This is a genomic window from Streptomyces racemochromogenes, from assembly GCF_039535215.1.
GTDB lineage: Bacteria > Actinomycetota > Actinomycetes > Streptomycetales > Streptomycetaceae > Streptomyces > Streptomyces racemochromogenes.
This window is the reverse complement of record NZ_BAAAWT010000001.1, coordinates 6,944,856-6,959,206: the sequence shown is the minus strand read 5'-3', so window position 1 is coordinate 6,959,206 and position 14,351 is coordinate 6,944,856. Positions and strand designations below refer to the sequence as shown.

Below are 14,351 nucleotides of genomic sequence, written 5' to 3'. Positions count from 1 at the left end.
CAACCTTCACGTTACCTACCAGTAACGGCACTTCCCCCCAATTCGAAGGTCACACCCACGTGCGTACGCTCGCCAGACGCCTCCTGCTGCCCGGCCTGACCGCCCTCGCGCTCACCACCGCCGGCTGCTCCTCCCCGGCCCCCGTGAACGCCGCCGGACCGGGCAGCCCGGCGGCCCTCCCCTCCGCCTCCGACGGCACCCGGCGGCTGGACGTGGACGCCGCCCCGCAGGGCGCGGCCGCACCCTCCCCCATCGCCCGCACGCGCGCCGGCCAGGGCCCGGAGAAGGCCCCGCTGAAGGTCGCCTCCTACGACAAGGCCAGCGGACGCGCCGTCATATCCGCGGCCCCGCAGGGCGGCGGGGCCTCGCCCCACCGCTCCGCCGCACCCTCGAAGGGCCCGTCGGCCGGCTCCTCGGACCCGGCCGCCAAGCCCGTCGCGGTGGGCGACGTCATCGCCAGCGCCCCGGCACCCGGCGCGCCCGACGGCCTCCTCGCGAAGGTCACCGAGGTCGTCGGCAAGACCGACCGCGGCACCGAGGTCAAGACCGCCCCCACCACCCTGGCCGCCGCACTCGGCGACGACAAGGCCGACGGCAAGGTCCCCGTCGACCCGGCCTCGGTGGTCGTCGAACCCCTGATGAAGGGCGTCACCTTCTCCTGGGCCAAGGGATCCGGCGTCACGTTCGGCCCCCAGGGCGCCAAGCTGCCCCTGGGCAACCTCCGGCTCGACGTGGACGCCGCCGTCGACACCGCCAAGGACGCCCCCGCGTCGGCGGGCGCCTCGGTGGCCGGCTTCGTCCAGCTCGCCCCGCAGGTCGAGTTCTCCTACGACGGCGGCAAGGGCGCCGGCCACGGCCCCGACGCGGCGTTCCTCGGCATGAGCGGCGACTGGTCCTCCCAGTGGACCCTCAAGGGCCGCGCCGCCGCGAGCACGGGCGCACCCCGGCGCATCCCCTTCGCCAAGCTGCACAGCAACCCGGTCCTCCAGGTCGGCCCGGTGCCCGTCGTCGTCAACCTCGAACTGACCTGCTACGTACAGGTGGAGGCCGACGGCAAGGTCACCCTCGACGTCCGGCAGGACGTCAAGGGCGACTTCCGCGTCGGCGGCAGCTACGCCACCGGCAAGGGCTGGACCCCGGTCAGTTCCTCGGCCGTGCACAGCACCCCGGTGAAGGCGACCGTCACCGCCGGCGGCCGGGTCAGGAGCGCCCTCGGCGCCGAGGCCTCCGTGGGCCTGTACGGGGCCGTCGGCGTCACCGCCGACTTCGCCCCGTACCTGCGCGGTGAGGCCGACGCCTCCGCGAGCGCCGCCACCGACGGGAAGACCTCCGCGAACGGCTCCTGGGCGCTGTACGGCGGCTTCGACCTGAGCGGGCAGCTCCAGCTCCAGCTGTCCGTCTTCGGTACGCCGGTCGTCGAGCGGCGCGTCCCGCTGGGCGCCCTGCACCGCGAGTGGCCCCTGGTGAGCGGCCGCGCCGGCCAGTGACCCACCGCCGCCCGGCCGGGCGCCGCGGCGCCGTGCCCGGTCAGGCGGCCGTGCCCGGTCAGGCGGCCGGATCCGCGCCGGGCGGCGGCGGCAGCGGCGGCAGGGCCGGGCCGTGCAGCCAGGCCTCGAACAGGCCGTCCAGCGGCCCGGCGGCGTAGCCCGCCGCATGGGCGGTGAAGGCGGCCGTGGTCACCACGCCGTGCCGGTACAGGGCCGCCCAGTCGCGGAGCATCCGGAAGAACGCCCCGTCGCCCAGGGCGCAGCGGACGGCGTGCACGGTCAGCCCGCCGCGCTGGTAGAGCCGGTCGTCGAACATCAGCCGGCGGCCCGGGTCGGCCAGCCGCAGGTCCTGCGGCAGCGTGGCCAGCAGCCGGTGCGCGGCCGTCGCGTGCTCGTGCGCGCCGCGGCCCCCGGAACGCTCCGACCAGAGCCATTCGGCGTACTTGGCGAAGCCCTCGTTGAGCCAGATGTGGCGCCAGTCGGCGATGCCCACGCTGTTGCCGAACCACTGGTGGGCCAGTTCGTGGGCGACGAGCCGCTCCCAGCCGCGCGCGCCGTCCACGTGGTTCGTGCCGAACAGGGACAGCCCCTGCGCCTCCACGGGGACGTCCAGCTCCTCGTCGGCGACGACCACCGCGTACTCGCCGAAGGGGTAGGGGCCGAAGAGCTCCTCGAAGAGCCGCATCATGGCGGGCTGCCGGGCGAAGTCCCGGGAGAACCGCGGCAGCGCGTGCGCCGGCACGTGGGCGGTCTGCGGCACCCCGCCGAGGCCGGGGTCGCCGAGCAGCACCGTCTGGTACTGGCCGATGGCCAGACCGACCAGGTAGCTGGGGGTGGGCGCGGACTGCTCGTACACCCAGGTGGTGGTGCTGGCCCTGGTGGTCCGGGTGAGCAGCCGGCCGACGGCGGCCACCGTGTAGGCGGACGGGGTGTTCAGGGAGATGTGGTACGCCGCCTTGTCGGCGGGCCGGTCGTTGCACGGGTACCAGGACGGGGCGCCGACGGGCTGGCTGGCCACGAGCGCCCCGTCCGTCAGCTCCTCCCAGCCGAGGCCGCCCCAGGGGCTGCGCACCGGCTTCGGGTTGCCCGCCCAGTGGACCTCGACCGTGAAGGCGGCCCCGGCGCGCAGGGCCTTGGCCGGCCGGACGCGGAGCCGGCCGGCCCGGTGGGTGTAGTGCGGGGCGCGGCCGTCCACCAGGACCCGGCCGATCCGGAAGGCGGCCAGGTTCAGGTGGAACTCGGCCAGCGGGGCCGGCCCGGCGATGGCGCTGAGCCGGGCGGTGCCGGCCAGCCGGTTGGGGCCGGGCCGGTACTCCAGGGCGAGCTCGTAACGGTGCACCCGGTAGCGGGGGTCGCCGTTGTCCGGGAAGTACGGGTCCACCGCCGTGCTCTGGCCGCTCATCGCCGGTTCCGCTCCCCGCTCCGTGCCACGGTCCCCGGGCTAGGACCGCCACGCCTCGATCGGATTGCCCAGCCAGCGGGTGTCGGCGGGGACGGACTCCCCGGCCATCACGAGGGAGGCGGGACCCAGGGTGCTGCGCGCCCCGACCGTGCTCCCGGGCAGGACGATTCCGCCCGGGCCCAGGGTGGCGCCCTCGCGGAGGACCACAGTATCCGTCCGCAAGATCCGGTCGTGGAAGAGGTGCGTCTGCAACACGCAGCCGCGGTTGACGCTGACCGCGTCGCCGAGGGTCACCAGGTCCGTCTCGGGCAGCCAGTAGCTCTCGCACCACACCCCCCGGCCGATGCGCGCCCCGAGCCCGCGCAGCCACAGGACCAGCAGCGGGGTCCCGGGGACGGCTCCGGCGAGCCAGGGCACGGCCAGCACCTCCACGAAGGTGTCGGCCAGTTCGTTCCGCCACACGAAGCCGCTCCACAGCGGGTGTTCCGACCGCCGGTGCCGGCCGACCAGCAGCCACTTGGCCGCGACGGTGACCGCGCAGGCGGCCGCGCCCGCGGTGAGCAGGACCGCCCCGGACAGCAGGGCGGCGCCCGGCACCCCCAGCGCGGGCGTCGCGGCCAGCGCGCACAGCGCCGCCAGGGTGAGGACGGCGAGGCCGGCCGAGCAGAAGACGGGCACGAGCCGGCAGGCCTCGACCAGGCCCCGCGCCCACAGCAGCCGGGCGGGCGGGTCGTACGTGCGGCTGCGGTCGGCGGCCGCGGCCGAACGGGGCAGCCGCACCGGGGGCAGGCCCAGGTACGAGCTGCCCTTCTTGGCCTTCTTCGGGGTGGCGGACAGGACGCCGACCAGCCCGCCGTCGGGCACGCTGCGGCCGGGCGCGGTCATCCCGGAGTTGCCGAGGAAGGCCCGGCGGCCGATCTCGGAGCGGCCGATCCGCATCCAGCCGCCGCCGTGTTCGCAAGGGGCGGTCAGGGTGTCGTCGGCGAGGAACGCGCCGTCGCCCACGGTGGTGAGGCTGGGCAGGGCGAGCACGGTGGACACCTCGGCGCCCCGGCCGACGCGCATGCCGAGCAGTCGCAGCCACACGGGGGTGACCAGCCCGGCGTACAGCGGGAAGAGGGTGCCCCGGGCCAGGTCCATCAGCTGGAGGACCGCCCAGGCCTGCCAGCCCACGCGACTGTGGGTGGGGTGGTTCCCGGTGCGCAGCCCGAGGCTGAGCAGGCGTACGGCGGCCAGGACGAGCACCGCGTACGCCAGGGCGAAGGCGAGCGCGCCGGGCACGACGGCGAGCAGCGCCCCGCGCAGGGCCTGGGCGGGTCCGGCTCCGGCGGGTACGAACCGGCCGGCGACGAGCAGCGCGGGGAGCGCGGCGGCCAGCGGCAGGGCGGTGAGGCAGAAGCCGGTGGCCCCGTACATGGCCCGCCAGCGCGGGGCGCGCGGCGGGCGTTCCCCGGGCCAGTCGTGCTTGGCCCGGCCGAGTCTGACGGCGGGGGCGCCGCCCCAGCGCTGGCCGGCCGGGACCTGTCCGGCGACGGCGGAGCCCGGTGCCACTTCGGCCCGCTTGCCGACGCGGGCGCCGGGGAACAGCGTGCTGCGGGTGCCGACGACGGCCCCCGCGCCGATCCGGACGGGGCCGATCTCCAGGCGGTCGCCGTCCAGCCAGTGGCCGCTGAGGTCCACCTCCGATTCCACGGCGCAGCCGCGGCCGAGCCGGAGCATGCCGGTGACCGGGGGCAGGGAGTGCAGGTCCACGTCGGGGCCCAGGCGGGCGCCGAGGGCGCGGGCGTAGCGCTGGAGCCAGGGGCCGGTGAGGGAGGTGGCGCCGGAGTACTCGGCGAGCCGTTCGGCCGTCCACAGCCGCAGGTGCACGCTGCCGCCGCGCGGGTGGCGGCCGGCCCGTACCCCGCGCAGCAGCAGGCGGGCGCCGCCGGCGGCGATGGCGAGGCGGCCGGGCGGGCTGAACAGGAGGGCCGCCGCGGCGGCCACGTACCACCAGGAGGCGGTGGGCGCCCAGGGGTACGGTCCGAGGCGGTGGAGCAGGTTGCCGAGGGCCAGGAGGGCGACGGTCCAGCGCAGGCCGACGAGGGTGAACAGCGGCAGCAGCAGGAGGCACTGGGCGGCCTGGGCGCGGGCCGGGACCGGTGCGACGGTGCGGGTGGCGCCGTCCTCGCGTACGGACCGCTCCAGCCGCCGGGCCAGTTTGCGCAGCGTCGGGTTCTGGTACACGTCCAGGACCGCCACCGCGGGGTAGCGGCTGCGCAGCCGGGTGGTGAGCTGCGCGGCGGCGAGGCTGTTGCCGCCGGTGGCGAAGAAGTCGTCGCCCGCGCTCGTCACGGGCACGCCCAGGGTCTCGGTCCACTGTTCGGCGAGCCAGGCCTCGGTGCCGTGGAGCGGCTCGGCGGGGCCGGCGGTCTCGGTGCCGGGCAGGGGCCAGGGCAGTGCGGCGCGGTCGACCTTGCCGGAGGTGCGGGTGGGCAGGGCGTCGACCTGGGCGAGCAGCGGCACGAGGGCGGCGGGCAGGGCGGCGCGCAGCCGTTCGACGGCGGCGGTGCGGTCCCAGCCGTCCTGGGTGACGAGGTAGCCGACGAGGAGCTGGGTGCCGCCGCGGGCGGTGCGTACGGCGGCGGCCGCGCCGGCGACGCCGGGCAGGGCCTGGAGCGCGGCGTCGACCTCGCCGAGTTCGATCCGCCGGCCTCCGAGTTTGACCTGCTCGTCGGCGCGGCCGAGGAAGACCAGGCCTTCCGGTTCGGCGCGGACCAGGTCGCCGCTGCGGTAGGCGCGCGGCCAGCCGAGGCTCTCCAGCGGGGCGTACTTCTCGGCGTCCTTGGCGGGGTCGAGGTAGCGGGCGAGGCCCACGCCGCCGATCACGAGTTCGCCGCTGCCCCCCATGGGGACGGGCTCCCCGCAGGCGTCGACCACGGCCAGTTCCCAGCCGGCGAGCGGGAGGCCGATCCTGATCGGCTCCGCGCCGGTCAGGGGGCAGGCGCAGGCGACGACGGTGGCCTCGGTGGGGCCGTAGGTGTTCCAGACCTCGCGGCCCTCGGTGACCAGGCGGGCGGCCAGTTCGGGCGGGCAGGCCTCGCCGCCGAAGATCAGCAGCCGGACCTCGTCGAGGGCGGCGGGATCCCAGAGGGCGGCGAGGGTGGGCACGGTGGAGACCACGGTGATCTCCTGTTCGACCAGCCAGGGGGCGAGGTCGGCGCCGCTGCGGACGCGGTGGCGGGGTACGGGGACGAGGCAGGCGCCGTGGCGCCAGGCCAGCCACATCTCCTCGCAGGAGGCGTCGAAGGCGACGGAGAGTCCGGCCATGACGCGGTCCCCGGGGCCGATCGGCTCGTCGGCGAGGAACAGGGCGGCCTCGGCGTCGACGAAGGCGGCGGCGCTGCGGTGGCTGACGGCGACGCCCTTGGGCCGGCCGGTGGAGCCGGAGGTGAAGATGATCCACGCGTCGTCCCGGGGACCCGGCCGGACGGCGGGCGCGGGAGCGGCCGGGGGGTGGCCGGAGGGGTCGGTGCGGTCGATGCGCCGGCCGGGGCCCAGCACCGCCCGCACGCCGGCTTCGCCGAAGACCAGCCGGGCCCGCTCGTCGGGGTCCTCGGCGTCGACCGGCACGTAGGCGGCGCCCGCGGCGAGGACGGCGAGGACGGCCACGTACAGCTCGTTGGTGCCGGAGGGGACGCGTACGCCGACCCGGTCGCCGTGTCCCACTCCTGCCGCCGCGAGGGCGCGCCGGCGGCGTTCGACGCGGGCGGCCAGGGCCCGGTAGGTGAGCCGGGAGGTGCCGTCGTCGAGGGCCGGCTCGTCGGGGTGGGCCCGTACGGTGGCCTCGAAGACGTCGAGGAGGGTGCGGGCGGGGGCGGCGGGTCCGGCGGAGAACCGGGCGGACTTGCCGGGTTCTCCGGGTGGCTCCCCTTCGTCGGGCACCGGCTCGCCGGGCAGGGCCCCGTCGGCCGTCAGGGTGAGTTCACCGCGTTCGGGTGTGGCTGCCATAGGCCCTCGCGTCTCGCTCCCGGACCCGTCCGGGGTGCCGGTGGAGCCCGGGTCTGCCCGGGTTGTTCCGGTCCGGCGGAGAACAACCCACCAGCCTAGTTCGCCACCGTGGATTTGCCCGTGGAAGCCGCGGGCGTGGCCGGAAGCTGTTACTCCGACCGGGGGCGGCTCTCTAGCGGGTGTCCTCCTGGGACGGTCGCACGGTGCGGGGGCCGGCGCAGTGGGCTCCGTACGCCTTCACCCGTTCGCGCAGGGCGCGGTCGGCGGTGACGACCACGCAGGGGCGGCCGGCGTGGGCGGCGGCGAGTTCCACGATGCGGTCGTCGCCGCTGCCGGGCGCGGATTCGACCCGGACGCCGGGGACGGACGCGATGCCGCGGGCCGCACCCTCGACGACGAGGATGACCTCCTCGCCGCCCCGCCCACCAGGACCGGTCCGCTCCGCGAGCCGGTCGCGCAGCCGCTCGGCGGCGCCCCTGCGGTCGCGCCACCAGCCGTCGGGTACGGAGCCGACGACGTTGGCCGCGTCGACGATGAGGACGGAGGTGAGGGATTCGGTCACGTTCCGTCATTCTGCCACGGTCGTCTCCGGGGGCGCGACGACGAAGACGTCGGACAGCGGCGAGGCGTCGGCCCCGGCGCTGATCAGCAGGTCGTAGGTGTCGGGGGGCAGCAGGCCGAGGTCGAACCGCTGCCGTGCGCGCGGGACGTCGACGTCGCGGTCGAGGACCGGCAGGCCGGTGGTCCGGCTGGTCACCGTGATCCGGGCCGGGACCTCGGGCATTTCGCCCTCGCTCAGTGAACTGCCGGCCCCGATCTCGCAGACCACCGGTTCCCCGTCGAGGTAGAGGTCGTCGCCGAGGTAGGTGAACCAGCAGGTGACGAAGGACCGCAGGTCCGCGATGTGCACGTCGTGCAGCGACTGGAGGATGCCCTTGACGTGGTCGAGCATGGCCGCGTGGTTCTGCAGGCTGCCGTGCTTCTGCGGGACGAAGGTGCGGGCGTCCTCCCTGTCGGAGAGGGCGGCGGAGAGCTGGGGCACCGTGCCGTCGCCGCCTTCGTCGTCGTCCCCGCGGAGCAACAGCGTCTCGACCTTGTCCCCTATGATCCTGGCCGACTGCCGGGTGGGCTGGTCGATGCCGACGATCGGGTGGTAGACGACCCCGCCTGCCTCCCACCCGCTGTCCTTCCGGTTGGCCTCGGCCGCCTCCTCCATCTCCTGGTGGAAGTCGGTGAGGCGGCTGCTCCACTGCGGCTGCCAGCCGGGGAGCCCGGCGTCCGCCGGGAGGGCGGCCGTCCCGTCCGGCCCGTACACGCAGCGGTAGACGGGGACGAGCTGGTGCAGGCCGGTGAAGGAGCGCAGCAGCCGGGTGAGGTCGTGTTCGAAGGGGCCGATGCGCTTGTGGAAGCCGTTGCAGAGGAACTCGACGGCGTTGAGGGAGCCGTAGTAGGGGGTGCCGAAGGTGACCACGGCCCGGGTGTCCTTCCAGCCTTCGAGCACCTCGACGTAGTAGCGGGACACCAGGCCGCCCATCGAGTGCCCGACCAGGACGAGCTGGGCGGCGGGGTTGCCGCTCTTCTCGCGCCAGGCGCGCAGCCATCCCCGGCTCCGCTCGGCCAGCTGCCGGGCGGCGGCCCTGTTGTCGCGCCGCCAGTCGTAGGGGAAGGGGAAGTAGTTCTCGCCGCGCCTGAGCTCGAACCGGTCCAGCAGGAACTCCTCGATGGCCGTGTAGCCGTCGATCTTCCACAGGCCGGGCAGGGTGTGGAGGTCGGGCACCAGCCGGGTGGCGACGACGCCGTCACCGAGGTCGTCCTCCCTCCAGTCGTCCTGGCCGTCCGGCAGTTCCAGTTCCGCCACGGAGCGGCCGAGGCTCGTCAGGGCTCCGATCACCGCCGAGGCCGAGGGGGCCCACACGTCCTTTCCGTCGCGCGTCAGTACGCTGCCGGTGATCCCGGGGAGCAGTACGACGACGTCGGGCATCGGGTTCTTGCCCATGAGCCGGCCTCCTAGCCCTTCTTCTGCGCGTCGGACGGGTCCGCGGGCGGGACGAACGGATCGGACGCGTCCCCGTAGTGCTGGTAGGCGGCCCAGGCGCTCCACCGCTGGGGTTCCTGCCCGCCGTCCGGCCAGTCGTCCTCGGCCCGCTTCTCGTAGAGCGCCTTGCGCGCGGACCGGACGGCGGCCCCCACCGTGCGGGGGTCCTCGGAAGGTCCGCTCCTGAACAGGTGCCGGTAGAACTCCTGCGCGAAGGAGATCCCCTGGTCGTCGGGGATCCGCCAGGCCGACCCGATGTAGTGACCGACTCCGATGCACAGGAACTCGTCGGCGAGGCTGGGTACCAGCGCCGCCTGGGCGTTCCCCCACGGGCTGTGGTCGGCCACGAGGGAGGCTCCGTCCGGCGGCCCGGCGGGTTCGGCGGCCCCCGTACGGGCCGTGTAGCAGGCGTTCGCCACGACGATCAGCGGCGGCGGCCGGTCCAGGCGGCCCAGTTCCTGGGCGGTCAGCAGGCCGTCGGCGAAGACCCAGCCCGAGCGCCGTCCGGTGCCGGAGCGGTCGAAGGCGCTGTGGCCGCAGTAGTGGACGATGTCGTTGCCCCCGCACAGCAGGGCCCTCAGGACGTCGAGGCGCCGCGCGGGCTTCTCGTCGGGCTTGCGGACGGAGTTCGCCGCACCGACGAACAGGTTGACGGTCACCCCCAGGTTCCTGAGCTGGTCGGCGACCTGGCGGGCCTCCTCGCGGGCACCGGGCAGGTCCAGCCCCTGCTGTGGGTCTCCCGGATCCCCGATGACCAGGGCGCACAGTTCGCCGGTGGCCGGAGCCTCGGTCAGCACGCGCGCGTAGGTGGTGCGCAGTTGGCGGGAGAGCTGGGTGCGGATCGCCAGGGGTTCGGGCTTCTTGCCGCCGACCTGCTGCGCATCCCGCAGGAACTCCCAGGGCACGGAGGCCGTGTCGCGGTCCAGTTCCAGCAGCACGGTGGCGTCGTCGGTGAGCAGCCGCTGGAATTCCGTGGGCACGACGAAGCGGGACAGCATCTCGGGAAGTGCCTGCGCGTCCTCGACGGTGGGTTCCGTCAGCCGGTCCACGAGCTCGCGCAGCAGGTCCGTGTCCACCAGGGCGACCCGTTCCGGTACGGTCGCGCCGCCGGTCAGGGCGGCCCAGCGCAGGGCGCCGGGGCCGGTCTGGACGGACATCCGTACGGGTGCGGAGTCGTCCTGGGCCTGGATGGGCCCCCGGACCGTCAGGGTCAGGTCGGTGTGCCGCACCGCGGCGAGCTGGGCCAGCTGCTCGCGGACCTGTTCGCGGATACCGGGTTCGAATCCGGCGAGGACGGTGCGCAGGGCTTCCTCGGCGGACGGACCGGCACGGTCCGGCGGCCCGGCGCCCTCCCGCGGGACCGGGCCGCCCGCCGCCGGGCGGACGAGTCCGGACAGCGCCGCCAGGGCGTACACGGCGGCCGAGGGGACGAACAGCCTGCCGCCGCCCTCCTCGCGCAGGCCCGGGGTGACGGACAGCCGCTTCTGGTCCTTGGCGGCGCCGGTCAGGGCGAGCAGGAGCTGCTCGGCGCGCAGCCGGTCGACCTCCACGACGAGCACCTCGGTGAGCCTGGGTGTGGGGGCCAGCGGGTTCGCCGAGGCCAGCGCGGCGGCGAAGCCCCGGACGAGGGCCCGGGCCGCCCCGCCGACGGAGAGGTTGCCCGCGCCGGCGCCGATGAGGACCGTCGCCATCGTGGCGACGTGGCCCAGGGCGGTGGCCTCGCCCAGCAGGGAGGCGTACATCTGGACGGCACGGCGTTCGGTGAGGGTGCCCATGGGGCCCATGCCGACGACGGCGGCCGCCCGTACCGGGCCCTCCCTGCACGGGAAGTAGGTGACCTCCCCGAGCTGGGCGTCGATCCAGCCGAGCCGGTTGTGCTCCGTGATCAGTGGGCGTGGGCCGGCGGATATGGCGCGGTCCAGTGCGAGTTCCGCAGCGTCGGGGACGACCGACTGGTAGTGCCCGGTGACGTGTAGATCGGCGGCGACCTCCACGAGGTCGCCCCAGACCACCGTGATGTTGACGGTTGGACCATCAGGGGGCGGCGGAACGCCGTCCGGAACGTCCTCGGCGCGAGCCGCGGGGGTGCTCACCACGACGCTCCTCCTTCGAGTAGCCCGGGATCCGCGTACCGTGGACCGCGGTACGCCGCACCTGTCCCCCTGTGTCCGATTATCCCACCGATTCGGCGCGGAGCCCTGCCCGGGTCCGGTTCAGCGGTAGCGGGCGGAAGCGGCGGCGAAGGGCGTGGCGTGCTGGGGCGCCGTGGCGAGCAGCGCGACCCAGGAGCCGTCGGTGAACTCGATGTCCATCCGGCCCTTCTGCAGCACGCCGGTCGGGTTGGCCCGTACGGCGGCCACCGCCGAACGGGGCACCTCCCAGTAGTGCTTCATCACCGGCGCCGACTGCCACAGCGGCGAGACGTCACCGAGTCCGAACCAGCGCCGGTCGGTGAGGACGAGGACGCAGGCGTGGGAACGGCGCAGGTTGGCACGGCTGATGACGAGGTGTCCGGCGGCGCTCTGCCAGCCGCCTTCCATGTTCTTGCCGTGCATCAGGCGCGTGCCGAGCTGGTCCAGCGCGTCGGGCACCCGGTCGACCGCGTCCGCCACGGCGGCCGGCCGGGACCGACGCGGGTCGAGCACGCGGGACTTGGCGATCTGGCGCAGCCGGCCGGGCAGCCGGGCCTCGATCCGCCGCTGGAGGTCGGAGGGGTCCGGGGGCGCGAGCATCGACTCGGGCGGGGTGGGCACGCCCGGCCCGAGTTCGTGGGCGCAGGCCGCTATCAGGTGCTCTCCCGGCTGGAGGAACTGCCGGGCCTGTTGGCGCCTCTCCTCGTTCAACGGGCGTGCTCCTGTCCTTCTTCGGTGGTCATGTCCGGTGGACGCGATTCTCCCCCATCACCCGGATTTCATGATCACCGGGGGGTCGCCCCCGGCTCCGTCCCGGACCGGCCGCGCCGGGACGCCGCCCCTCAGGCGTCGTCCGGCAGGTGGATGTCGAGGACGCAGATGTCGTCGCGGTTCCCCGGCCGCAGCGCGGCCAGGGAACGGGCGAGGCTGCCACCCCGTCCTTCCCGCAGCAGCCGTACGGCGGACTCGGCCAGCCTGTCGAGCCCCGCCTCGATGTCCTCGCCCGGATCCTCCACCAGACCGTCCGTGTACATCAGCAGGTGGTCCCCCGGAAGCAGCTCGAACGTGTCCTGCCCGTACGAGGAGTCGAAGTCGGCACCCAGCAGGGTGCCGACCGGCTGTGGCAGGAAGCTCGCGACACCGCCCCGGACCAGCAGCGGCGGCAGGTGTCCGGCCCGGACCCAGTTCAGCCGGCGGTCCCCCGGCTGGTAGCAGCCCATGACCATCGTCGCGGTGGCCCCCTGCTGCTCCCCGGCCGTGTGCAGCAGGAGGGTGTTGAGCAGGCGCAGCACGTCCGGCAGGGGAGATCCGGTGATGGTCATCCCCTTGGTGGTGAACCGCAGCTGGGCCATGGTCCCGACCGCGGGCAGACCGTGGCCGGCGACGTCCCCGACGACGAACAGTGCGCTCCGGTCGGGGAGTTCGATTGCCGAGTACCAGTCACCCCCCACGTTGACGCCCCGGTCGGCGGGGACGTAGGCGACGTCGACGCGCAGGCCCGCGAGCTCCAGCGACTGCTGCGCGACGGGGAGCAGCGTGTCCTGGAGCCGGGCGGCGAGGGCCCGTTCGGCCTTCAGCATGCCGCGCTGGACGAGGTTGGCCCGCTCGCTCTCGCGCAGGGCCAGCTCCGCGTCGCGCAGCGCGCTGAGGTCCTGGAAGAAGCCGTGCACCTCGACCGGACTGCCGTCCGCGTCCGTCTGGGCCTCCGCCACGATCCGCAGGTGCCGCACCCCGTGGTCGGTGCCGATCCGGAACGGATGGTCGATCGCCCCGCCGTCGGCCAGCAGCCGCTGCACCGCCGCCGCCAGCCTCGGCAGGTCCTCCGCCAGCAGGTGCAGGGGCAACTCCTCCAGCCTCATCGGGCCCAGCGACGGATCGCGGTCGAAGATCGCGTAGACCTGGTCGGACCACGTGATGGTGTCCGTCACCAGGTTCCAGCTCGCCCAGCCCAGGTTCCCCAGCCGCTGCAGTTCGGCCAGCCGGCGGGTCTCCCGCTCGCTCGTGTCGTGGCGGATCCACGACACCACCAGCCGCTCCCCCAGCCGGGCGGCCCGGACGGAGTACACGGACTGCTGCGGCACCCCGGCGGTGACCTCCTCGTAGACGAACGGTTCGCCCTCGTACACCGCCCCGGTGGTCAGGGTGTCCAGGTACCCCTCCCAGAGGGCGCTGCCCGCGACGGTCGGGTACGTCTCCAGGATCCGCCGCCCGATCAGCTCCTTGCCGCTGCGTCCCGCCACGTCCAGCGACTCGGGCGCGGCGGCATCGATCCGGTAGTCCTCGACCTCCCCCGACGGGGAGCGCAGCGGGGTCAGCAGCACCGCCGGTCCGGAGACGGCGTCCAGGACCGCCTGGACGGAGGCCACGTCCTCGTGCGGCAGGTAGGTCCCGTGCGGACCCCGGTCCTCGCGCAGCGGCACCCCGCAGAGCCGCACGGCCCTGCGCAACAGGGTCCGGGTACGGGCGTCGAAGGCTCCCGGGCGGGTGCGGAAGAACCCGACGACCGTCGTCACCGGCCCGATGGCGGGCACGGGCAGCCAGGCGCGGGAGGGCCACCGCTCGGGCGGGTCCCCGATCAGCAGGTACTGCTCGGCGTCCTGCTCCGGGTCCTCCAGCCACACGGCCTCCCCGGCCGCGATGGCCTCCAGCGCGGCGACGCCGCCGAGCGGGGGGATGTGCCTCCACTGCTCGGCCGTCGCCTCTCCGGCACCCGCCTGGCCCACCAGCTCCAGGCTGCCGGCCAAGGCCACGGTGTAGATCATCACCGCGTCCACGTCCTCCGGTCCGCCGAGTTCCGCGCGCAGCAGCTCCGCGACCTCGTCCGGGGTCCGGACCTCGGCCAGGCCCCGGGCCAGGTGGGCGAGGAGCTGCCGGCTGCCGGCCGGCCGCCCCGCCTCGACGAGGTACCCGCCCGAACGGAACGCCGAGACGTCGGTCTCCGGCGGCGCCGGGGCCGGTTCCGCCGCCCCGTCCCGCCCCCACGGGTGCGGGGAGGCGGGGCCGCGGCCCGCGCGGCCCAGCGTGATCCAGCATTCCTCCAGGAGGCTGCGCCGGTGCTCGGCGGCGCGGTCGGCCAGCAGCTGGTAGGCGGCGTCCGCCGAGACGTCGGCCCGGGCCATCACCACGCCCTTGGCCCGTTCGAGGACGGCCGTCATCGAGACGACGCCCTCGAGGTCCACCACCTCCGCGCGCAGCCTGGCGACGACCTTGGCCAGGGCCAGCACTTCGGGGGCCGCGGCGTCACCGGCGGCAGGAAGCACGGACTCGCCCTCCATAGATCGAGCATGCCACGCGGGCGGTGCCCT

The 14,351-nt window shown here is 74.9% G+C and carries 8 protein-coding genes; 1 reads left to right on the top strand and 7 read right to left on the bottom strand.

Going from position 1 to position 14,351, the window contains the following annotated elements; genetic code table 11:
* The first annotated feature begins 59 nt into the window (after positions 1 to 59).
* Positions 60 to 1,487, top strand: coding sequence for a hypothetical protein (locus ABD973_RS32200; protein WP_345503715.1), 1,428 nt, complete (start codon positions 60 to 62; stop codon positions 1,485 to 1,487).
* Between the two features lie 58 nt (positions 1,488 to 1,545).
* On the opposite strand, the gene ABD973_RS32195 is transcribed toward ABD973_RS32200, so the two are convergent.
* The 7 genes from ABD973_RS32195 to ABD973_RS32165 form a co-directional block, all read right to left on the bottom strand.
* Positions 1,546 to 2,889 carry a M1 family metallopeptidase gene (locus ABD973_RS32195; protein WP_125819884.1) on the bottom strand — a complete coding sequence of 448 codons (1,344 nt, stop codon included), beginning with the start codon at positions 2,887 to 2,889 and terminating at the stop codon, positions 1,546 to 1,548.
* Positions 2,890 to 2,928: 39 nt separating this feature from the next.
* Positions 2,929 to 6,879, bottom strand: coding sequence for a Pls/PosA family non-ribosomal peptide synthetase (locus tag ABD973_RS32190; RefSeq protein WP_345503713.1), 3,951 nt, complete (start codon positions 6,877 to 6,879; stop codon positions 2,929 to 2,931).
* A gap of 172 nt (positions 6,880 to 7,051) precedes the next feature.
* Entirely contained in the window at positions 7,052 to 7,441 is a 390-nt protein-coding gene (locus ABD973_RS32185) for an NYN domain-containing protein (protein ID WP_125819886.1), read from the bottom strand.
* Positions 7,442 to 7,447: 6 nt separating this feature from the next.
* Positions 7,448 to 8,875, bottom strand: coding sequence for an esterase/lipase family protein (locus ABD973_RS32180; RefSeq protein ID WP_345503711.1), 1,428 nt, complete (start codon positions 8,873 to 8,875; stop codon positions 7,448 to 7,450).
* Between the two features lie 11 nt (positions 8,876 to 8,886).
* A complete protein-coding gene (locus tag ABD973_RS32175; protein WP_345503709.1) occupies positions 8,887 to 11,010 on the bottom strand; it encodes a CHAT domain-containing protein in 2,124 nt (707 codons plus the stop codon).
* A gap of 117 nt (positions 11,011 to 11,127) precedes the next feature.
* On the bottom strand, positions 11,128 to 11,757 hold the full coding sequence (locus ABD973_RS32170) for a hypothetical protein (RefSeq protein WP_125819888.1): 630 nt from the start codon (positions 11,755 to 11,757) through the stop codon (positions 11,128 to 11,130).
* Positions 11,758 to 11,888: 131 nt separating this feature from the next.
* Positions 11,889 to 14,321 carry a SpoIIE family protein phosphatase gene (locus tag ABD973_RS32165; protein ID WP_345503707.1) on the bottom strand — a complete coding sequence of 811 codons (2,433 nt, stop codon included), beginning with the start codon at positions 14,319 to 14,321 and terminating at the stop codon, positions 11,889 to 11,891.
* Between the last annotated feature and the right edge of the window lie 30 nt (positions 14,322 to 14,351).

Coding starts and splice junctions, on each gene's coding strand:
- ABD973_RS32195 (WP_125819884.1), bottom strand. CDS start 2,889: ATGAGCGGCCAGAGCACGGCGGTGGACCCGTACTTCCCGGACAACGGC.
- ABD973_RS32190 (WP_345503713.1), bottom strand. CDS start 6,879: ATGGCAGCCACACCCGAACGCGGTGAACTCACCCTGACGGCCGACGGG.
- ABD973_RS32180 (WP_345503711.1), bottom strand. CDS start 8,875: ATGGGCAAGAACCCGATGCCCGACGTCGTCGTACTGCTCCCCGGGATC.
- ABD973_RS32165 (WP_345503707.1), bottom strand. CDS start 14,321: ATGGAGGGCGAGTCCGTGCTTCCTGCCGCCGGTGACGCCGCGGCCCCC.